General features: G+C 40.0%; 16 protein-coding genes and 6 tRNA genes. 15 read left to right on the top strand and 7 right to left on the bottom strand.

All coding sequences use genetic code 11. The features are described 5' to 3' along the window. The first annotated feature begins 243 nt into the window (after nucleotides 1–243). The 3 genes from HPK16_RS05375 to HPK16_RS05365 are packed head-to-tail and all read left to right on the top strand — an operon-like array spanning nucleotide 244 to nucleotide 2,879. Nucleotides 244–1,164: an ATP-binding cassette domain-containing protein gene (locus tag HPK16_RS05375; protein WP_181675982.1), complete on the top strand. Its 921-nt coding sequence runs from the start codon at nucleotides 244–246 to the stop codon at nucleotides 1,162–1,164. Next, nucleotides 1,161–1,958: an ABC-2 family transporter permease gene (locus tag HPK16_RS05370; RefSeq protein ID WP_181675981.1), complete on the top strand. Its 798-nt coding sequence runs from the start codon at nucleotides 1,161–1,163 to the stop codon at nucleotides 1,956–1,958. Before HPK16_RS05375 ends, HPK16_RS05370 begins: the two co-directional genes overlap by 4 nt. A 36-nt stretch (nucleotides 1,959–1,994) precedes the next feature. Further along, nucleotides 1,995–2,879, top strand: a complete 885-nt coding sequence (locus HPK16_RS05365; protein WP_181675980.1) for a sensor histidine kinase — start codon at nucleotides 1,995–1,997, stop codon at nucleotides 2,877–2,879. Between the two features lie 311 nt (nucleotides 2,880–3,190). Here the strand turns inward: HPK16_RS05365 and HPK16_RS05360 are convergent, their stop codons facing one another. After that, a complete protein-coding gene (locus HPK16_RS05360) occupies nucleotides 3,191–4,315 on the bottom strand; it encodes an AI-2E family transporter (protein ID WP_181675979.1) in 1,125 nt (374 codons plus the stop codon). A 180-nt stretch (nucleotides 4,316–4,495) separates the two neighbouring features. Between HPK16_RS05360 and HPK16_RS05355 the strand changes: the two genes are divergently transcribed. After that, nucleotides 4,496–4,888: a GntR family transcriptional regulator gene (locus tag HPK16_RS05355; RefSeq protein ID WP_181675978.1), complete on the top strand. Its 393-nt coding sequence runs from the start codon at nucleotides 4,496–4,498 to the stop codon at nucleotides 4,886–4,888. Further along, on the top strand, nucleotides 4,888–5,991 hold the full coding sequence (locus HPK16_RS05350) for a DUF1648 domain-containing protein (RefSeq protein ID WP_181675977.1): 1,104 nt from the start codon (nucleotides 4,888–4,890) through the stop codon (nucleotides 5,989–5,991). The genes HPK16_RS05355 and HPK16_RS05350 overlap by 1 nt, the downstream gene beginning before the upstream one ends. 46 nt (nucleotides 5,992–6,037) lie before the next feature. Here HPK16_RS05350 and HPK16_RS05345 read toward each other — a convergent pair. From HPK16_RS05345 to HPK16_RS05320, 6 genes are all read right to left on the bottom strand, one after another. Next, nucleotides 6,038–6,110, bottom strand: a tRNA-Lys gene (locus HPK16_RS05345). Nucleotides 6,111–6,116: 6 nt separating this feature from the next. After that, nucleotides 6,117–6,191, bottom strand: a tRNA-Gln gene (locus HPK16_RS05340). A gap of 7 nt (nucleotides 6,192–6,198) precedes the next feature. Then, nucleotides 6,199–6,282, bottom strand: a tRNA-Tyr gene (locus HPK16_RS05335). A gap of 23 nt (nucleotides 6,283–6,305) precedes the next feature. Next, nucleotides 6,306–6,379: transfer RNA gene (locus HPK16_RS05330), tRNA-Thr, on the bottom strand. Nucleotides 6,380–6,440: 61 nt separating this feature from the next. Beyond that, nucleotides 6,441–6,516 (bottom strand) — tRNA-Val (locus HPK16_RS05325). 73 nt (nucleotides 6,517–6,589) lie between these two features. Beyond that, nucleotides 6,590–6,661, bottom strand: a tRNA-Glu gene (locus HPK16_RS05320). Between the two features lie 321 nt (nucleotides 6,662–6,982). On the opposite strand from HPK16_RS05320, the gene HPK16_RS05315 reads away from it, so the two are divergent. The 10 genes from HPK16_RS05315 (at nucleotide 6,983) to HPK16_RS05270 (ending at nucleotide 20,813) form a co-directional block, all read left to right on the top strand. After that, the gene (locus HPK16_RS05315) at nucleotides 6,983–8,806 is read left to right on the top strand and encodes an APC family permease (RefSeq protein WP_181675976.1); all 1,824 of its coding nucleotides are present in this window, start codon (nucleotides 6,983–6,985) and stop codon (nucleotides 8,804–8,806) included. A gap of 361 nt (nucleotides 8,807–9,167) precedes the next feature. Beyond that, on the top strand, nucleotides 9,168–10,067 hold the full coding sequence (locus HPK16_RS05310; RefSeq protein WP_181675975.1) for an arginase family protein: 900 nt from the start codon (nucleotides 9,168–9,170) through the stop codon (nucleotides 10,065–10,067). Nucleotides 10,068–10,300: 233 nt separating this feature from the next. Beyond that, nucleotides 10,301–10,543, top strand: coding sequence for a hypothetical protein (locus HPK16_RS05305; RefSeq protein ID WP_181675974.1), 243 nt, complete (start codon nucleotides 10,301–10,303; stop codon nucleotides 10,541–10,543). A 153-nt stretch (nucleotides 10,544–10,696) separates the two neighbouring features. Beyond that, complete coding sequence (locus HPK16_RS05300) at nucleotides 10,697–11,662, top strand: LacI family DNA-binding transcriptional regulator (RefSeq protein WP_181675973.1); 966 nt, start codon at nucleotides 10,697–10,699, stop codon at nucleotides 11,660–11,662. 257 nt (nucleotides 11,663–11,919) lie between these two features. Beyond that, complete coding sequence (locus tag HPK16_RS05295; RefSeq protein ID WP_181675972.1) at nucleotides 11,920–13,695, top strand: glycoside hydrolase family 13 protein; 1,776 nt, start codon at nucleotides 11,920–11,922, stop codon at nucleotides 13,693–13,695. A 271-nt stretch (nucleotides 13,696–13,966) separates the two neighbouring features. Next, nucleotides 13,967–15,232, top strand: a complete 1,266-nt coding sequence (locus HPK16_RS05290) for an extracellular solute-binding protein (protein WP_181675971.1) — start codon at nucleotides 13,967–13,969, stop codon at nucleotides 15,230–15,232. Between the two features lie 107 nt (nucleotides 15,233–15,339). Then, nucleotides 15,340–16,644, top strand: coding sequence for a sugar ABC transporter permease (locus HPK16_RS05285; protein WP_181675970.1), 1,305 nt, complete (start codon nucleotides 15,340–15,342; stop codon nucleotides 16,642–16,644). 1 nt (nucleotide 16,645) lies between these two features. After that, nucleotides 16,646–17,497: a sugar ABC transporter permease gene (locus HPK16_RS05280; RefSeq protein WP_181675969.1), complete on the top strand. Its 852-nt coding sequence runs from the start codon at nucleotides 16,646–16,648 to the stop codon at nucleotides 17,495–17,497. Nucleotides 17,498–17,712: 215 nt separating this feature from the next. After that, nucleotides 17,713–18,534 carry a DUF1189 family protein gene (locus HPK16_RS05275; RefSeq protein WP_181675968.1) on the top strand — a complete coding sequence of 274 codons (822 nt, stop codon included), beginning with the start codon at nucleotides 17,713–17,715 and terminating at the stop codon, nucleotides 18,532–18,534. Further along, nucleotides 18,531–20,813 (top strand): glycoside hydrolase family 65 protein, encoded by a 2,283-nt coding sequence (locus HPK16_RS05270; protein WP_181675967.1) that lies wholly within the window; start codon nucleotides 18,531–18,533, stop codon nucleotides 20,811–20,813. The genes HPK16_RS05275 and HPK16_RS05270 overlap by 4 nt, the downstream gene beginning before the upstream one ends. Nucleotides 20,814–20,888: the final 75 nt, after the last annotated feature.

Raw genomic sequence — 20,888 nt, 5'->3', positions numbered from 1 at the left:
AGCCTATTGATCCATCAAGAAGTCCGACAAAGGTGTGCGTATTTTGACTTTTGTGGCTCTTATGAGGCATTGCTTGCCGATTTAGAGCCTCAATACGAGTGCGAACATAGTGAACATTCGTTCCTTGCATAACGGGCTTCCTCAGCTTTTCATTCTTAATACTTTCTTAAGCCCCCCTTCACACATCCTTGAGACATCCTTGTTATAGTTAACCTATCGAAAAGAAAGAAGGGATTGGGCGATATGAGAGAAACGATTTTGGAGACCGCAGCGCTTTCGAAAAAATTTGGGAATAATTATGCGGTGGATCATGTGAATATGACGGTTCAAAAGGGGGATATTTATGGCTTTATTGGTAAAAATGGTGCTGGGAAGACAACTTTTATTCGTCTGGTAACGGACTTAATGCATACGAACGGCGGGGATGTTGCGTTGTTTGGCTCGAGTCACCCGAAGGATATTCGTCAGGCTCGGACGCGGATTGGCGCGGTTATTGAAGGGCCGTCTTTATATCCCAATTTAACGGCGTATCAGAATCTGAACTATTACATCTTACAAAAAGGCATTCCAGATAAAAAACGTATTGATGAAGTATTAGAATTTGTCGGTTTGGAAAATACAGGACGCAAAAAGTATCGTAATTTCTCGATGGGGATGAAGCAGCGGCTCGGTATCGCGCTTGCCGTTTTACATCATCCGGATTTCCTGATTTTAGATGAACCGATTAACGGCTTGGATCCGATGGGAATTATCGAAATTCGGAACATTATCTTAAAACTGAATGAAACATACGGCACGACGGTCTTTATTTCAAGTCATATTTTGACGGAGCTGTCGCTGGTCGCAAATCGCTACGGCATCATTAATAATGGTCGCCTTGTGAAGGAGCTGTCAAAAGAAGATTTAGAGTCGGAAAGTAGACGCTATCTCGTGCTGAAAACAGTAAACAAAGAGGCTGCGGTGCCACATTTAGAAAGTTTCCTGGGGGTAAACCAATACGAGGTTCACAGCGACGGCAGTATCCGAATTTTTGACTACATTGATCAACCGGAAAAAGTCAGTCAGGTCATGTTTGATGCAGGAATTATCATTACCGAGCTTCGTGTTGTTGAGGCAAATTTGGAAGAATACTTTATTGATTTAATTGGAGGGGAAGACAAATGATAGGATTGATTCGAGCGGATAGTTATCGTTTAACAAAGGGAAAAATGTGGATGCCTTTTGTCACGTTGATGGTGATTGCAGTAGCAGTCGCGGGTTTGATTTATCTAGCTTTAAACGTAGATTGGATATCCTTAACACAAGACGGGGAAGCACTCACGGCACAAGATAAAGCATTACTTAGCGCGACATTAACAGACACACAAATGACGCAGTTGATGCTTTCCTTTAGTATCGTCCTAGCCATGGCCTTCATCTCGATTTTTTCCAACCTATGGAGCATCGAATTCTCAGCTGGAGTTGCGAAAAATGTGCTCGTATCAGGCGTTTCACGAACGACGTTTTATTTTTCAAAACTTATAACAGGATGGGCAGTTGGCGCCTTGATGCTAATCGTGTATACAGCATCCATCGCGATCTCATCCCAACTTTTTGTAGGGCATGTTGATTTTGTGACAATATTGCTCGGAATGTTAGCACAACTCCCATTATACCTAGCATTGATCACGATTGGTTTCTTCATCTTTATCATCATCCCAAAAGAAAGCATCGCCATTGTGACGTATATCTTAGCATTTTTATTCATCGAACCTATTATTAAGAACCTAGTCAATGTTTTCCTACCAAAATGGACAATCATCAAAGACATGTTCTTGTTCAGCAAAATCAGCACAATGTCGGATTTATCAGCCCTCAGCCAGCATGTAATCACGACGAACATTTTAACAGGCGTAGCATACATGGCCGTCTTCACAATACTCGGCTGGATGTTATTCCGATTTAAAGAAATTAAGTAGTATGATAAAATAGAGACGAAGGAAGGAGCGGATAGCATGGTATACCTCTTAGGCGCTGTAATCGTAGTCTTACTTGGCTGGATATTTCTAATCAAAAAACAGCTACGTGCCACATCAGCAAAAATAAAAGATATCGCGACAAGACGAGGATCCAACGAGCGACTAACGATGGATATCGCTTCACCAGAAATCAGGCAACTGCTCCTTCATGTCAACGAATTACTAGAAGCCAAGTCAAAAACAGAGCGACAATTCCAGACGCTAAACAAAGAATTACGCGAGACAATCGAAAACGTCTCCCATGATTTAAGAACACCGCTAACCTCTCTATCTGGCTATTTACAACTCATGGATCGCGACACGCTCACACCAGAAGAACGCGATAAATACAACCTCATCATCAAAAGTAAAATTCAGACCTTAACCGAACTCGTCGAAAACTTCTTTGTGCTGTCGAAGCTATCCAGTGATGAAGGAAAGTTACAATTAGAATCGGTGAACCTATCTGATTTCATGACAGAGGCAGTAGCATCCTATTATGAAGATTTTTCGAAAAAAGGAATGACGCCAGAACTATCGATTGCCTCTGAAATAAGTGTAAACGCAGACCGTAAAGCATTACAACGAATGGTGGATAATTTCATCTCGAATATGCTAAAACACGGCGAAGGTCCAATGCAAATAACGCTGACGAAGCGAAGTGGGAAGGCTACTTTGCTGTTCGCTAATAAAGCGAGCCAATTAACCGAGGCGGATGTTCCACGCTTAATTGAGCGGTTCTACACAGCTGACCGCGTCCGTAGCGGTAATAACACGGGTCTGGGCCTAGCAATTATCGATTTACTTGCGAAAAAGCTAGGAGCGAGTTTCAAAGTGGAATGGAAAGAGGAAGTATTAACGTTTATCGTTATTTTCAAATAAGAAAAGTGCTACAGCGTGTCGACAAACGCCTATTGTTGGAATCGTTCGAAGTAAAACGAGTTACGACTCCAATATGCAGGAGAACAGAGTGAGCTTGTAATCCTTTATGTTAAAAGCTCCGTTCCGATGCTCACGTACTCTAGTAGGCTCTGCTTCGGTACTCACTTTTGCCTAGAAACTAGGCATTTGTCGACACGCTGAGGTTTGGAGAAATAGCTAAGTTTTGCGTGAAATATAGTTTTTCTACAGTCTAAAGCGCTGAAATCTTGAATTTTTATAACTCAAGATTTCAGCGCTTTTTTAGATTTCATTTAAACAACAGGTTTCTCGCTATTTTCAGCTTCGATTCCTTCGCGTCGTAATTTTATCAGTCGTGTTAAGTTTACAATTAGTGTTTTTGCAAGAGCGTATGTTGGTACACCTAAAATCATACCTAGAATTCCTGCTAAGTTACCAGCCACGATCAAGATAATAATGATTGTTAACGGGTGGATGGCAAGCGATTTACCCATGATGTAAGGTGACAGCAAGTTCGAGTCGATTTGTTGCACGATCGTTACGACAACAATAACGAGAACTGCTTGGAGCGGTGAATCAAATAGGGCCACAACAACAGCCGGAGCCGCCCCGATAAACGGTCCCAAATAAGGAATAATATTCGTCACACCAGCGATTAATCCGAACAATAAAGCATACGGTTCACCGATAATGAAATACCCAATCATCGTAAAAATACCAACAAACATACAATCAATCGCTTGGCTTGAAATATATGTGGAGATGGTTTTATTCATCGCCTTGATAATTTCACGAGCCTCCGTACGAATACCTTGTGGGAAAAATTTCTCGGTGGAATCAATGAACTTATGACCATCTTTAAACATATAAAACAAGATAAATGGCACAGTCACGAGAATCATGACAAAACTGGAGATAAAACCAAAAATTAAGCCCAAACTACCAGTCAAACTGTTAACAACCGTATTTAAAATTTTCGGAATCGAGATGTTTAGTTTCTCCATTTCCGCTTTAATATCGATATTTTTAATATTGCTATCCTTAACTAAATTGTCCCACCAATGTTGGAATTGTTCCCAATACTGAGGTGCGGCTTTTACGAGAGAAGCCACTTGATCCGCTAAAATTGGTCCAAGTTGTACGACGGCTAATACTAAGAGAACAATAAAAGCGACAAAAATACTTAAGACACTAACTAATCGCGGCACCTTCCTTTTTTCTAAAAATAAAACGATTGGATTGAACAAGTAGAATAAAAAACCAGCAATCATAATCGGAAGGAATAGCGTAGAAACAACAGTCCCAACAGGTGCGAAGATAAAGCTCATCTTATTAAGTACAAATAAGATTGCCACTAACGCTAAGATTTCTAACGTCCAAAAAAATAATTTGGACTCTTTGAAGCGCGACATTTTCATGATAGGTCCCCTTTCTATATTGTATTTGTAAGTACCTTACTGAGCCTAGCGTTTTCCATATGTAGACTACCATTAATAGTACCATTATCGCACTGAAAAAACCACTCTAATCTATAACTTGACTTAACCTGTATAGTTGTTATACTATATATATAACAGTTATAGAAAGAAGGTGCGTAGATGCTACTCCAAATAGACTTACAGGCCGAGGAGCCCATTTATACACAGATTATGCATCAAATTATTGAGGGCATTGCAAAGAAAGAGCTAAAACCAGGCGATGATTTGCCGTCTGTGCGAAGTCTGGCAAGCGATATCGGGATAAATTTTCACACAGTAAATAAAGCCTACCAGTTATTGAAACAAGAAGGCTTTATTTTAATCCATCGCCAAAAGGGAGTCGTGATTCATCCTGATGGTGTAGAAAAAGCGACGGAAGTCTTTTACGAAAAACTAAGAAGAAAAGTAAGACCACTCATTGCAGAATCAATTTCCCGATCTGTTTCCAAAACGGAGTGGGACACAATCTGCGCGACTATCTATGAAGAAATTGAACCCGAGGAGGAGCAGTAATGGAGATTTTATTTTTTATCGCGATGATGCTGGTGATTATCGTATTGCAAGCCGTAACACCATATGTCATACGTCGCGGCGAGAGTTTTGGTGTAATGGTGGGGGAAAAAGCAGCAAATGACTCGGTGCTGCGCAAAATGAAGCGACAGTTCTTACAGTGGAATATCGTGATTGGTATTTTAGTAACGACTATTGCTACAGTATTATTAGTCATGATATCCAATGAAAATGGGCAGGCAACAATTTTCATTATCGCGATTTTTACGATTCTCATTATTTCATTTCTCATATACATCCGATTTTACAAAGCATCTTTAGCTTGGAAACACGAGAATTTGCAGAGGGGTGAAAATAAGGTGGACATAGTAATGGTAGACACAACATTCCACCGTCAAAAGCTAACAATTTCTTACGCTTGGTATCTGATTCCGCTTGTTCTTATTTTTATCACAGTGGGGTTAACCGCTATTTACTATAATCAAATTGCTAGCCAGATTCCGATGCAATATAATTTTGATAATGAAGTAACAAGAATGGCTACTAAAAGCTATCGCACAGTTATGATGATGCCGGTGATGCAGTTGCTCATGCTAGGACTATTCCTATTTATTAACTATATGATGTCACGTAGCAAACAAGTCATTGATAATGATAACCCAACAGATTCTATGCGAAGAAGCGTATTATTCAGGCTTATCTATAGTAAATTCAATTTTGTTATGTGCCTGCTACTCATTCTCTTATTTATGGTCATTCAACTATCCTTTATCTTTGCCATCTCACAAACCGTTATCATGACCATGGTAATCGCAATGCTTGTTATTATTTTCGGTGGTCTAATATTCTTGATGGTACGGGTGGGACAAGGCGGTAGCAGATTGAAATTAGAGGAAACTGAACAAAAAGATGAACCAAGACCAATTCGAGATGATGACGCTAATTGGAAAATGGGTGTGTTTTATTTCAATCATAAAGATCCTGCACTCTTTGTTGAAAAGCGTTTTGGTGTTGGCTGGACAATTAACATGGCGAAACCAATAGCATGGCTATCCATCGTTGCTATTATAGGTATTATTATCATAATCAGTATTCTATTTAGATGAACACAAAAAAGGTAGCAGAATTTATTCTGCTACCTTTTTTACTTGATGAGCCGTGATGGGCTCGAACCATCGACCCTCTGATTAAAAGTCAGATGCTCTACCAACTGAGCTAACGGCTCTAAAAATGGCTGGGCTAGCTGGATTCGAACCAACGCGTGACGGAATCAAAATCCGTTGCCTTACCGCTTGGCTATAGCCCAATAAAAATGGTGGAGGGGGGCAGATTCGAACTGCCGAACCCGAAGGAGCGGATTTACAGTCCGCCGCGTTTAGCCACTTCGCTACCCCTCCATATAAAATTTCAAAATCATCAATGCCAACTGCAGGAATTGAACCCGCAACCTACTGATTACGATTCAGTTGCTCTACCAGATTGAGCTAAGTTGGCAAAACAGAAAAACTGTTTAACCGCCCAAGAGAACTGTTTCCTAGTAACAATTACAGATGAATGGTGGGGGCTAACGGGATCGAACCGCTGACCCTCTGCTTGTAAGGCAGATGCTCTCCCAGCTGAGCTAAGCCCCCATAAATGATACTACTTCATAATATAACATATTTTCTGTTTTGACCAGTGTTTTGCTATATAAATTTTAAAAAATGACCCGTACGGGAATCGAACCCGTGATACCGCCGTGAAAGGGCGGTGTCTTAACCGCTTGACCAACGGGCCATGTGGCTAGCAAATTTACCAGCCGAAAACTATTATATAAAGAGAATGGGTGTTTTGTAAATACTTAAATTAAAGTCTTTTTATTCTGAAAAATAAAAAATAGGTTTCAAGCTTAGAACAAGAAGGGAATAGGAGGATACATTACTTTGAAAAATTTATTTGAATTCGTGATTTTTACAGGGGCAATGAGCTGATTTTAAACAGATGAACATGCTTATACTGTTTAAAATAAAAAGCTATTTCATTTTAAAATAGCTATGTTATAATGTGACGTATGGAATTTTCAGAAGAAAAATTTAGTTAAAAAAGGCAGGGAGTAAAATGGCATCTCCATTAAAAAGAATGCTGATTGGAAGGCCACTTAAGTCGTCAGAGGCTGGAGATCAAAAATTAGGGAAACTAAAGGCTTTAGCTGTATTATCATCGGATGCTTTATCTTCGGTTGCGTATGGGACAGAGCAGATATTGCTAGTTTTGATAACTGTTGGAGCCACGGCGATGTGGTATTCGCTACCCATTGCACTATGCGTGTTGGTGCTCTTATTCGCACTAAGCTTATCTTATCGTCAAATTATCTATGCCTATCCACAAGGTGGCGGAGCGTACGTTGTCTCCAGAGAAAATATTGGAAAGAATGCTGGGCTAATTGCAGGTGGATCTTTGCTGGTCGATTATATGTTGACTGTTGCAGTAAGTGTATCGTCTGGAACGGATGCCATCATTGCAGCAATCCCATCTTTGTATCAGTTCACTGTTCCATTAGCGATTATACTGGTTATCATCGTTACCATCATTAATTTACGCGGGGTAACAGAATCTGCTACTATTTTAGCGGTGCCAGTCTATCTTTTTGTATTTTCTATGGTTGTTATGATAATCACAGGTCTGGTTAAGCTAGCGCTGGGACAGGATGTTTCGCATGAGACAGCTTCTGTAGGGACACATGTTTCAGGTGTGACACTTATTTTGTTACTTAGAGCCTTTGCATCGGGGTCAGCATCACTTACGGGGATTGAGGCAATTTCGAATGCTGTTCCTCTATTTAAGGATCCGAAGGCGAAGAACGCTTCTAGAACGTTAATTATGATGGCATCTATTCTTGGTTTCTTCTTTGTTGGCGTGACATTGTTGGCATATTTCTATGGTGTAGTACCTGAATTAAAATCGACGGTACTATCTCAAATTGCTGAAAATATATTTGGTCGAAATTTCTTTTATTATTTTATTCAAGCGACAACTGCACTTATATTAGTATTAGCTGCGAACACAGGATTTTCAGCGTTTCCAATGCTTGCTTTTAACCTTTCCAAGGATAAATATATGCCACGAATGTATCTAGATAAAGGGGACAGATTGGGTTACTCCAATGGTATCATTACATTGGCATTAGGCTCCATATTACTTATCATCTTATTCCAAGGAAAAACAGAATCGCTCATACCGCTATATTCTGTGGGTGTTTTTATTCCTTTCACTTTGTCTCAAACTGGTATGATTATCAAATGGGTGAAAGAAAAGCCAGAAGGTTATATGAAAAAGCTATCTGCCAACCTTTTAGGCGCACTTATTTCGTTTACTGTACTCATGGTTCTTTTCATCACGAGAATAAGTGAGGTGTGGCCTGTGTTTATCTTTATGCCAGCTATGATCTATGTTTTCCATAGAACGCGAAGTCATTACGCAAAATTAGCGCCACAACTAAGGATTGACGAGCAAATGAATCTGCCTGCGTTTGAAGGAAATGCCGTTATTATTTGTGTATCTGATACAACAAAAGTAGTTGAAGGAGCGCTTCGCTATGCTAAGTCAATTGGGGATACAGTTATTGCGGTTCACGTTTCTTTGGATAAACAAGAAGGAAAAGAATTCGTGGAACGATGGAATAGGATACATCCAGAAGTTCGGATTGCGGATTTGTATTCAACGTATCGTTCGATTACAGAGCCTTTGATGAAGTTCATTGATACGGCTCAGCAAAAAGCAAATCAAGATAATTACTCATTAACGGTGCTAATACCACAGTTCATTCCTAAAAAAGGATGGCAAAATATATTGCACAATCAGACAAGTTTATTGATTCGAACGAAATTACTATTTAAGAAGGATGTTGTCGTAGCGACGTATCCATATCATTTGAAAGAATAGAAATGGCAAAGAGATGCCACGATTAAACCTATAAAATTCTGGGGGAACTCCTAGGAATAAAAGGGGGGAGCGTGTCATCTCTTCGCCTGTTCTTAACAATTCGCTACCATACAGAAAGCTTGTACAGGAGGACTAACATCATCCTAACAAATAAGTTGGTAAGTGTAAAAGCAGTAAAAAAGCAATTTGAAGCCATTTTTTAGAGTGAAATTGCATTTTAGTCTAAGAAGAAAAACGTCTTTTCAGGGCATAAATGGTTACTAAAATACAAATTTAACTAGAAATAAAAAGTTTTATATTTTTGAAAAGGCAGTACTTATGATAGAATGTAAGGTAATAATAGGTAGAGTAGGTGGATGGGATGAAGAAAATCGGGATCCTCGGTGTACCTTGGATGTTTCATGAGGAGCGGCAAGGAGTGGCATTAGCGCCATATGCAATGAGATATACGGGTGTTATGGGCATGTTAGAAAAGCTGGTGGATGTGGTTAAAGATTATCACAATATGGCTTTCTTCACGGATATGGAACAAGAAGCCATTTTGAAATCGAAGGATTTGAAAGCGATTACATATAAATTGAAAGAGCTGAGAGAGATTGTCGTGGATATGAAAGTAGAGGGAGGCATACCGATTGTGTTTGGCGGCGATCAACTGATATCGCTTAGTTCCATCGCTGGTATGGAAGACGAGGAGATAGAGCGGACGGTTATCTGGGTGAATGCACATGCAGATATGGGGCGGGAGTTAAAGCAAGATAATTTATGTCATAATGTGATGGCGACTGTTATTGGGAGAGGCCCTGCAGAACTTGGAGCTATTATGAATCATCGTTTTGTATCTGGGGATAACGTTTGTATTGTTGGCACAAGGCGGATTGATTACGATGAATTAAGGGTGATTGAGGAAGAAGGAATTCTTCATTACGAGATGACAACGATAGATAGAATGGGATTTGCGATGGTAACAGATGAAATTATTCAGTGGTTGGCTAAGCAGGATGGAAATGTTCATCTAGTTTTAGACGTAGACGCCATTGATCCCGAATTTACGCCGGGAACGGACTTCATCTCTCAAGGCGGAATTTATTGGCGAGAAATTCGTTACTTTATGAAAAATTTGGCGTTAAGTGATAAAATTGATGCCATGACTTTTGTTGGAATAAACCCACTAAATGATGATAAAAATAAAACATCACAGTTCGTCGTATCTCTTTTAGAAGAGTATTTCCAAGTAAAAAATATGCAAATAGACCATTTTTGAAGCTGAAATAAGTATTACAATTTGTAGACAAATATTTCTTTTATGTAAAAAAATAAGCAGATTTCAATGGAAATGAGTGATACCAATGAGTGGGCGAGGAATTAAATTTTTAAGAACACCGTAAATGTAAGCGTTGTACGTGTTGAAAAAAGTGATTTTTGGGAGTATACTGGAACTAAGATTTAGGTACAAAAGTCTAGTTACAGTATTATGTTTGCAAAGGAGCGCTTGATGTGGGGGATCATGAGATACGGTATTTTGTTATTCCGATGATTGTTGTATTTATTCTTGGTATTGCTGCTATTAGTGGTCTTGTTTCTCCTGTCGCTGGCTTTCTCATTGTGGGGCTAATTGCGATTCTGACTGGTACTGTATGTGGCTGGCTTGTGATTGGAATTAAATGGTGTGTACGCTTCTTTCACAATTGGAAGGAACATCGCACTGTAAAAAAAGTTATAACGGTACCAAAAAGATAGATTACATACATTCTAAGCATTTTTCCTATAGGGAGATGCTTTTTTTGTGGCTAGAATTGCTTTTTAGGCGGAATTATTGAAAATTAAAACACTACCTTTTTATAAAAAACCTGCTACAATTGAGTGGAGAAGAAGTAGTAAGGGAGGATATGGATGGCTACATTAGCTGATGTTGCGAAAAAAGCAAATGTTTCTAAGATGACTGTATCGCGTGTTATTAATCATCCGGATCAGGTTTCTGATGAACTGAAACAATTAGTATACACGTCGATGGAAGAACTGGAATATGTTCCAAATTATGCAGCTAGAGCACTCGTGCAAAATCGAACACAAGTTGTTAAATTCCTCATTTTAGAGGAAATTGATACGGTGGAGCCTTACTATATGAATTTACTAACGGGAATAAGTCGTGAGTTGGATAAGCATTCATATTCACTACAATTAGTGACGCAGAAGTCTAAAAATATTGGTGCTTATGATGGGCTAATTGTTACAGGAATGCGTGATCGTGAAATTGAGAAAGTGATGTCTGGGTTGGAAAAACCAGTGATTGCTTATGGGGAGAATAGGCGTGATTTAGACGCGATTGATGTGGATAATCGGCTAGGTGCAGAGCTTGCGACGAAACATGTGTATGAGATTGGTTTTCGTCATATTATTTTTTTTGGCATCAATTTGTTAGAGGAAGAGTTCATGCGTTCTAGACTCACAGGATATTCGGAAGTGATGAAGGAGCATGATTTGACAGAAGAGAGTTATTTCATGAAAAATAGTTCACGGATAGCAGAGAGGAAAGCGCTAGATATTTTGAGTAAGGTGAAGGAACCAATAGCTGTCATTTGTGCGTCAGATCGTATGGCTGTGGGTGTCGTTCGAGCTGCGATGTCGCTGAACAAGCGATTTGGAGAAGACGTTGCAGTGACAGGATTCGATGGCGTTTTCTTAGATAGAATTTCCTCGCCAAAAATAACGACCGTTCGCTCGCCAGTGATTGAGATGGGGGAAACGTGTGCCCAATTATTATTGAAGAAAATTAATGAGGGCGGCGCGAAACAGGGGTCAATCTTGTTTCCACCAGAGTTGATTATTAGAGGGTCAACGGTGATTGGAAGGGAGTAGAACAAAATAGATTGAGAAATATTCGGAATCCAGATCCTAGCGAGGCACTTGATTGTAACGAAACTGGCTTCCGTTTAGCTTAAGATCTTGGAAATAGTTGATATCAAGTTGCTTTATTAGAGTATCAAGAGGAGTGTGAGCCTTCATGTTTTTCATGCTAAGTTTTCATTCTGTTACCGATAACAAGCGAAAATTGATTGTAAGTGTTTTCAAAGCATGCTAACTTGGATGTAGATATTAAAGGAGGTTTTTTTGTTATGGAAAAAGCAGCAATTTATCATCAGCCTTTCAGTTCTTATGCATATGGCTATGATTCGCAAACGTTACATATCAAGATTAGAAGTAAGCGAGATGATATCAAAGAGGTGGTATTAATCGCCGCGGATCCTTATTTGCAAACAACGACTGGCTGGGCATCTGAGGAAACATCGCTTCGGAAAGTTGCGACGACAAAAGAGCATGATTATTGGCTGGTTGCTATAAAACCAGAGCAACGTAGACTGCAATATGGCTTTGTTCTAACAGATACGGTTGGAGAGGACGTTTTTTATGGTGGGCGTGGTTTCTACGACAATACACCTGATAACCGTTCTATTATGGATTATTATTTCAAATTCCCGTTTTTACATGAGACAGAGGTTTTTCAGGCACCTGAATGGGTGAAAGAAACGATTTGGTATCAGATTTTCCCAGAGCGATTTGATAATGGGAATCCAGAAATTTCACCAGCGAATGCGTTACCTTGGGGAAGCAAAGATCCTGGGCGTGATGATTTTTTTGGTGGAGATATTGTTGGAATTATTGGGCACTTGGATTATTTGGAAGAGCTTGGAATCAACGGAATCTACTTAACACCAGTGTTTGAGGCATCGACGAATCATAAGTATGATACGCTTAATTATTTTGAAATCGATCCGCATTTTGGAGATAAAGAGACATTCCGTAAATTGGTGCAAGAAGCGCATAAACGTGGCATTAAAATCATGTTGGATGCGGTTTTCAATCATATTGGGGACAAGTCTCCGGAGTGGCAAGACGTGTTGCAAAACGGTGAAAAATCGAAATTTGTTGATTGGTTCCACATTCATTCGTTCCCTGTGACACCAGGTGAGAATGGGAATATCGAAGGGATGAATACGCTTTCGTTTGATACGTTTGCTTATACGATGCATATGCCAAAATTGAATACAGCAAATCCTGAGGTTCAAAAATATTTATTGGATATCGCGACTTACTGGGTTCGAGAATTTGATATTGATGGTTGGCGTTTGGATGTGGCGAATGAAGTGGACCATGCGTTTTGGAAGCAGTTCAATCAAGCGGTACGTGCAGAGAAGGAGGATATTTACATTCTCGGTGAAATCTGGCATGACTCGTGGTTATGGTTACTTGGCGACGAATTCGATTCTGTGATGAACTATCCATTCACGCAAACGATTATTGAGAATTTTGTGGAGGAGCGGATTAAGCCGACTAAAATGGTTTCGGGGATAAGCGAGCAGTTGATGCGCTATCAAGAGCAAGTGAATCATGTCATGTTTAATATGCTTGATTCTCATGATACAGCGCGCTTATTGACTCGTTGTGAAGGCGATAAAGAGAAGGCTAAGTTAGCGCTTGCTTTCATGTTTGCCCACACAGGTTCTCCGTGTATCTATTATGGTACGGAGATTGGTATGGACGGTGCGGACGATCCGCTATGCCGTAAATGTATGGAATGGGATGAAACGAAGCAAGATAAAGAGATGTTAGCTTTCATGAAAAAATTAATAGCGTTCCGCAAAGCGAACCAGAAAACGTTGACGTACGGCGATTTAGTTTGGCATATCGTTGATGATGAAAATCGATTGGTTGCTTTTTCACGAACGTTAGGCGACAAGCGATTGACGTTTGTTTTTAACCAAGGTAGTGAAGCGAAAACGATTCAAAAAGCAGATCTAGGAATCAAGAATGAAGCTCGGAATGTTTGGGTGAATGGGGATGCCAAAAACATAGAAGTTGCGGCAAAATCATTTACTATTTTAGAAGGGTAAGAAAGTAACAATGAAATTTGGCTATATGTGCGGGATGTAGGGGAATTCCATACACATAGCCCCTGTTTTAAGCGTAACAATAATCTTGTTATCGGTAACACGAAAATATACCTTGAAAACGTTTTCGTTATCAGCCTATAATAGCGTCAGAGGTTAACCTGTTTCACAATGCTTTACCAAGAATAAAAATTAGGGTGTGGAAAAGGAGCGCGCAAAACATAATTTTTAAGGGGATGCGCAGGAATTTTTCAAAAGAGGAGGAAAAAAGGTAATGAGTTCATTCAAAAAGTTTAGCTTATTAGCAATGGTTTTGGTAATAGTAGCAAGTTTAGCAGCATGTGGTAGCGGCAGTTCATCTAAAGATAGCAGTTCAGGTAGCGATGGCAAAAAAACATTAACGGTTTCCGTGGATGAAGGCTATGCAAAATATATTGACAAAATCAAATCTAAATTCGAAAAAGATAATGATGTAACAATCAAAGTAGTGAAAAAAGACATGTTTGAAACACTAGAAGCATTGCCATTAGACGGTCCAGCAGGTACAGCGCCGGACGTAATGATGTCAGCGTATGACAGAATCGGTAGCCTTGGACAACAAGGACATTTAGCCGAAGTGAAATTGGGAAATAAAGATCAACTTGACGATAATGACGTGAAACAAGTGACGATTGACGACAAAGTTTACGGCGCACCAGCAATTATCGAAACGCTTGTGCTGTATTACAATAAAGATTTATTAGACAAAGCACCAACTACGTTCAAAGAATTAGAAGCTTTAACAAAAGATCCACGTTTTAACTTTGCAACTGAGAAAGGGAAATCGACTGCTTTCCTTGCTAAATGGACAGATTTCTACTTCTCATATGGCTTATTAGCTGGTTATGGTGGCTATGTATTTGGTGATAATGGTACGAATCCAAAAGACATCGGATTGAACAATGAAGGTTCAATCGAAGGAATCACATATGCTACGAAATGGTTCCAAACTTATTGGCCAAAAGGAATGCAAGATAATAAGAGTGCTGATGACTTTATCCAAGATCAATTTGTAAAAGGTAAAGCAGGTGCGATCATTGGTGGCCCTTGGTCAGCAGCAAGCTATAAAGACGCAAAACTAAACTATGGTGTGGCAGAAATTCCAACACTTGATAATGGCAAACCTTACTCTCCATTCGCTGGTGGTAAAGGTTGGGTTATCTCAAACTACTCTAAAAATAAAGATATCGCTCAAAAATGGGTGGATTATCTAACAAATACGGACAACCAAAATACGTTATATGAAATGACAAATGAAGTACCGGCAAATCATGAATCACGTGATGCTGCAGCGGCTAAGAAAGATGAATTATCAACGGCTGTTATTGCACAATACGCGAATGCGCAACCAATGCCAAACATTCCAGAAATGGCTGAGGTTTGGACAGGTGCGGAGAACTTGATGTTTGATGCGGCTTCTGGTAATAAAACACCAAAAGAGTCGGCAAATGATGCTGTGAAAGTAATCTCTGACAATATCGATCAAAAATATCAAAAATAAATAAGAACGAGTTTGGGAGTTTCAGAGTGCCAACCATGATTTTGTGTTGACACTCTGAAAGTCTTCCTAAACTTACATAAATAAAAGGTAGAAATGGGGATAACACGATGGATAAAGAACAACCAATAAAAAATGTTCGTAAGGCGACGCTGTTATCGATCATTCCAGGACTGGGTCAATTTTATAATGGGCAAATTTTTAAAGGTATTGTGTTTATCGCCGTATTTATTGCTTTTGTTATTGAATTTATCGCAGTTGGTATTAACGCATTTATTGGTCTTATTACACTTGGCTCTGTGCCCGGCGTGGATCACTCGTTATTCCTGATGATTGAGGGAACGCTTCAATTGATTGTTACGGTGCTTTTTATCGGTTTTTATATTATTAATATATTCGATGCGAGACGTGTAGCGATAACGTGGAATTTAGGCGAGACAGTTAATACGAAAACGATCGATATACTTAAAAATATGGTAGAGAAAGGTTTTCCATATCTTTTCACACTACCAGCATATCTTGTGATGACATTTGTTATTATTTTTCCGGTATTAGTTACGCTATTTATGGCTTTTACAAACTACGATTTTTATCATATTCCACCAGCAAATCTGATTGATTGGGTGGGCTTTAAGAACTTCTTCAGTATTTTCTTCCTTAGCTCTTATCGCGATACATTCTTAAGCGTATTTTCTTGGACGTTGGTATGGACGATCTGTGCCACGACATTACAAATTGTGATTGGTGTGTTTACAGCGGTTGTCGCCAATCAGAGTTTTATCAAAGGAAAACGTCTTTTTGGAGTTATTTTCTTACTTCCATGGGCGGTACCAGCTTTTATTACAATCATGAGTTTTTCGAACATGTTTAATGACAGTATCGGTGCTATCAATATGCAAGTTATTCCACTTTTAAACCATTTACCGTTTGTTGATATTCCGTCGCTTGCTTGGAAAACAGACCCGTTCTGGACTAAGATCGCGTTGATATCGATTCAAGGTTGGTTGGGATTCCCATATATTTACGTCATGGTAACCGGGGTGTTGCAAGCTATCCCAGGTGAATTGTATGAAGCGGCAAAAATTGACGGTGCAAGTGCGATTTCTCGATTCCGCAAAATTACAATGCCAATGATTTTATTCGTTACAGCTCCAGTATTTATCACGCAGTATACATTTAACTTCAATAACTTCTCCATCATTTATCTATTTAATGAAGGTGGACCAGGAAGTGTCGGCGCAGGTGCTGGTTCGACGGATATTCTTATTTCATGGATTTACAAATTAACGACTGGGACGTCGCCACAATATGCGGTTGCGGCTGCGGTCACGCTACTCATATCGATCGTTGTTATTTCTGTATCGATGATTGCGTTTAAGAAAACTAATGCCTTTGGTAATGAAGGGATGATGTAGGATGAAATCATTTTTGAAAGATCAACGAACAACTAATTTCCTGACAAAATTCTTTACGTATTTATTCTTATTAGCTTTATCTATCGTGATTTTATATCCTATTTTAATTACAGCATCATCAGCCTTTAAACCAGGGAATATCGCGGCATTTACGTTGGAGTGGAGCGACAGCTGGACGCTCGATAATTTCGCGAGACTGTTCAATGACACCTTGTATTTAGATTGGTACCGTAATACGCTGATTATTGCGGTTACAACGATGGTTTTTCAGGTTGCTATCGTGACCATTGCGGGTTATACGTATAGTCGTTACCGTTTTAAAGGACGCAAAAATAGTCTGATTTTCTTCTTGATTATTCAGATGGTGCCAACAATGGCAGCTTTGACAGCATTCTACGTGTTAGCGATGCTCCTAGGCGCATTGGATCAATTCTGGTTCTTAACGCTGATCTATATCGGTGGTGGGATTCCTATGAATATTTGGCTAATGAAAGGTTATTTTGATACCGTACCGAGAGATTTGGATGAATCGGCCAAACTTGATGGCGCAGGACATTTCCGGATTTTCGGTCAGATTATCTTGCCACTAGTGCGACCAATGATAGCGGTTCAAGCTTTGTGGGCGTTTATGGGGCCATTTGGTGATTTTTTACTTGCCAAATTTCTATTACGTACACCAGAGAATTTGACGATTGCAGTTGGTTTGCAAAGTTTTATTGCGAATCCTCAACAACAAAAAGTCGCACTATTCGCGGCTGGAGCTATTTTGGCAGCTTTACCGATTTGTCTATTGTTCTTCTTCTTGCAAAAGAATTTTGTGTCGGGACTTACTGCCGGCGGAACAAAAGGTTGATCGTCCGAGGAGCTACAAACGCTCATTTCCGGTTCTCGGCTTTGCCTAGGAACTAAGCATTTATAGCTTCTCGGGGGTTTGACGGGGACTTTGAGTTGGTACAAGAAAATGGGATTAGAACGAAGCGCGGTTTTGCTAGGGTAGGGAATTCGTGTCGGGTATGAAAATTAAGATTTATGGATTGTGATGTGATTAGGATGAAGCGTGGGTTTCCGATGAGTTATTTTTGGGGGATGTGCTCGCCAAAGCGAATGTTTGCTAGTCGGACTTTGTTTGGGTGGGGGAAGTTGCTGTTTATCTTTGTATTTTTGACGGCTTGTTTATTGATTCCGGTTTCGCTGCATTTTGTGAAGCAGGAGTCGTTTGATTTGGAGTCGTTGATGCCGAATATGATGAAGCAGGTGGATGATACTTTTGTTAGTGAGGTCGCGGCGAATTATCAGTTGCAAAATGGTGTATTATCTGGCGAGCCGAGTGAAACTATGCAGGAAACGGACAATGGCTTAGCAATGGTGAACTTGGGCGATACGAATGTGCCTGATGCGAAAAATATGTTCGTTTTAGGCAAAACTAGTATGGAGCTTCGGGATAGTTCAGGATACGCGTTTACCGTGCAGTATACGAGTGATGCGAGCCTTGCAGATGTTAAAAATTCGGAGGATATGCAGGCTTGGATTAGTTCGCAGTGGTTTGTGCAGAACAAGGCATTTGTGTTTTTGACAATGTCTGCGATGCTTGGCTCGGTTCTTTTTGCAAGTAGTTTGATGCTTGCGCTATTTGCAGCTTTGTTTATCTGGTTTACGAAACGAAATCAGATGTCGGAGATTCGCTCTTATAAAGAGGCGCTATCATTGACGTTGCTGGCACTGGGATTGCCTACTTTATTTGCTACGGTAATCGGGATTATTTATTTTGATATCACAGTGATGATGGCGATTCAGTCGCTTGGAATGGTGCTCCTAATCGCATTTACCTTCATTAAAACACGCTTTAGACAGACGGATGATATTTTGGAATTGGGGGGACGAACAGGATGACTCAACGCTTATTTGAAATTGATGAATGGAAATTAAAATCTAGAAATGTAGAAAAAGATGCAAAACGCTTACAGGAAAGCCTGACATCGCTCGGAAATGGCTACATGGGGATGCGTGGCAATTTTGAGGAACGTTATTCTGGGGATACACATCAAGGCACGTATATTGCTGGTGTTTGGTACCCTGATAAGACGCGTGTCGGTTGGTGGAAGAATGGTTACCCTGATTATTTTGGAAAAGTGATTAATGCGCTGAATTTTATCGGTATTGATGTGGAAATAGATGGCGAGACGCTGGACTTATTTCAGGACGTGGCAACGGACTTTAGCTTGGAACTTGATATGGAGACTGGGATTTTGCGCCGTTCATTTAAAGTGACTAAGAATGGGAAGGCATTTTTAATTGAGGCCGAGCGTTTTCTTAGTATCGTGAAGCAGGAAGTGTGTCTGATTCGCTACCATGTTACAGCGCTTGATGCGAATGCGGATGTTGTGTTGACGCCGTATATTGATGGTAATGTTACAAATGAAGATGCGAATTACGATGAAGTTTTTTGGCTAGAGGTGATGCAAGAGGCAGATACTAATCGGGGAACCATAGTGACCAAGACGATCGAAAATAACTTTGATATTCCGCGCTTCACGATTGCGGCTTCGATGGAATCTCTTGTGACGAATCCAACGCGTGCATCAGCTGAGGCGAAGAAGTTGTATGTGGAGAATAAATATCAATTCCATATAGCAAAAGGTGAGACGGTGAAATTGGAGAAACGTGTGGCAGTTGTTACTTCTCGCGATTATGAAGAGCCTGAATTAGCGCCAAAATCACAGCAAATTTTGGCGGATTTAGCAGGTTTTAGTTATGATGCATTACGAAAAGAGCATGCAGATGCTTGGCTAGAACGCTGGCAAAAAGCGGATGTTCTAATTTCGGGTGATGATGAGGCACAACAAGGGATTCGCTTCAATATCTTCCAATTATTTGCAACGTATTATGGTGAGGATGCGCGGCTCAATATTGGACCAAAAGGTTTTACCGGCGAGAAGTATGGAGGTGCGACATATTGGGACACGGAGGCTTTTGCCCTACCACTCTATCTATCGCTTGCAGATAAGAAAGTATCACGCAATTTGTTGCAGTATCGGCATGATCAGTTGGATGGTGCTAAGGTAAATGCTCGCAAAATTGGTTTGAATGGTGCGCTTTATCCTATGGTTACATTTACAGGAATTGAGTGTCATAATGAGTGGGAGATTACCTTTGAAGAGATTCATCGTAATGGCGCGATTGCACATGCTATTTATAATTACACGAATTATACGGGCGATAGTTCTTATCTAGAAAATGAGGGTATGGATGTATTGACTGAGATTAGTCGATTTTGGGCGGATCGCGTGCATATGTCGGAACGCTTGGATAAGTATATGATTCATGGTGTTACTGGCCCGAATGAGTATGATAATAATGTTAGCAATAACTGGTATACCAACTATATCGCGACATGGACACTGCGTTATACGATGGAATCACTGGCCAAAATCACGCCGGCAAAGAGATCGGAATTACAAATTACGGATGCTGAAATCGATCATTGGCAGGATATTATTGATAACATGTACTTCCCGTATGATGAAAAGTGGCAGATATTTGTGCAACACGACACATTCTTGGATAAAGAATTGCGTTCTACAGACACACTTACAGATGCAGATAAGCCGATTAATCAAAATTGGTCATGGGATAAAATTTTGCGATCGTGTTTTATCAAGCAAGCGGATGTATTGCAAGGTATTTATACGTTTGGAGATGAATTTGATTTTGAGACGAAGCAACGGAATTTTGAATTTTATGAGCCGTTGACAGTACATGAATCTAGCTTGTCACCAGCTGTTCATACAGTTTTGGCTGCGGAAATTGGGCGAGAAGACAAGGCGGTGGAACTTTACAATCGAACAGCACGACTTGATTTGGACAACTACAACAATGATACGGAAGATGGGCTGCATATCACATCGATGGCTGGCAGTTGGATTGCTATTGTGCAAGGTTTTGCGGGTATGCGTACTTTCAATGAACGCCTTTCGTTTGCACCTTTCCTACCAAAAACGTGGAACAAGTATGCATTCAAAATTAACTATCGCGATCGTTTGATTGAGATTTCAGTCGATGCGAAGACGGTTCGTATCGAGCTTCTTGAAGGATTAGCGTTAGAATTAGACTTATTTGGTGAAGCTGTCCAATTAGTCGATACGTTAGAAAAACATGATTACCACAAATAAATATAATGGGGGAGCTCCTTTTTTGGGGGCTTCTCTTTTTGTTTGCCATTTTTTAATGATACCATCTCGGAGTGT

The sequence above is a fragment of the Paenilisteria rustica genome, from assembly GCF_013820765.1.
Lineage (GTDB): Bacteria > Bacillota > Bacilli > Lactobacillales > Listeriaceae > Listeria_A > Listeria_A rustica.
This window is presented reverse-complemented; position numbering and strand designations above follow the sequence as displayed.

Excerpts from the sequence above, each read along its gene's own strand:
- HPK16_RS05350 (WP_181675977.1), top strand. The coding sequence starts at position 4,888 with ATGGAGATTTTATTTTTTATCGCGATGATGCTGGTGATTATCGTATTG.
- HPK16_RS05285 (WP_181675970.1), top strand. The coding sequence starts at position 15,340 with ATGGATAAAGAACAACCAATAAAAAATGTTCGTAAGGCGACGCTGTTA.
- HPK16_RS05275 (WP_181675968.1), top strand. The coding sequence starts at position 17,713 with ATGAGTTATTTTTGGGGGATGTGCTCGCCAAAGCGAATGTTTGCTAGT.
- HPK16_RS05355 (WP_181675978.1), top strand. The coding sequence starts at position 4,496 with ATGCTACTCCAAATAGACTTACAGGCCGAGGAGCCCATTTATACACAG.
- HPK16_RS05310 (WP_181675975.1), top strand. The coding sequence starts at position 9,168 with ATGAAGAAAATCGGGATCCTCGGTGTACCTTGGATGTTTCATGAGGAG.
- HPK16_RS05280 (WP_181675969.1), top strand. The coding sequence starts at position 16,646 with ATGAAATCATTTTTGAAAGATCAACGAACAACTAATTTCCTGACAAAA.
- HPK16_RS05365 (WP_181675980.1), top strand. The coding sequence starts at position 1,995 with ATGGTATACCTCTTAGGCGCTGTAATCGTAGTCTTACTTGGCTGGATA.
- HPK16_RS05300 (WP_181675973.1), top strand. The coding sequence starts at position 10,697 with ATGGCTACATTAGCTGATGTTGCGAAAAAAGCAAATGTTTCTAAGATG.
- HPK16_RS05315 (WP_181675976.1), top strand. The coding sequence starts at position 6,983 with ATGGCATCTCCATTAAAAAGAATGCTGATTGGAAGGCCACTTAAGTCG.
- HPK16_RS05270 (WP_181675967.1), top strand. The coding sequence starts at position 18,531 with ATGACTCAACGCTTATTTGAAATTGATGAATGGAAATTAAAATCTAGA.
- HPK16_RS05360 (WP_181675979.1), bottom strand. The coding sequence starts at position 4,315 with ATGAAAATGTCGCGCTTCAAAGAGTCCAAATTATTTTTTTGGACGTTA.
- HPK16_RS05290 (WP_181675971.1), top strand. The coding sequence starts at position 13,967 with ATGAGTTCATTCAAAAAGTTTAGCTTATTAGCAATGGTTTTGGTAATA.
- HPK16_RS05375 (WP_181675982.1), top strand. The coding sequence starts at position 244 with ATGAGAGAAACGATTTTGGAGACCGCAGCGCTTTCGAAAAAATTTGGG.
- HPK16_RS05295 (WP_181675972.1), top strand. The coding sequence starts at position 11,920 with ATGGAAAAAGCAGCAATTTATCATCAGCCTTTCAGTTCTTATGCATAT.
- HPK16_RS05370 (WP_181675981.1), top strand. The coding sequence starts at position 1,161 with ATGATAGGATTGATTCGAGCGGATAGTTATCGTTTAACAAAGGGAAAA.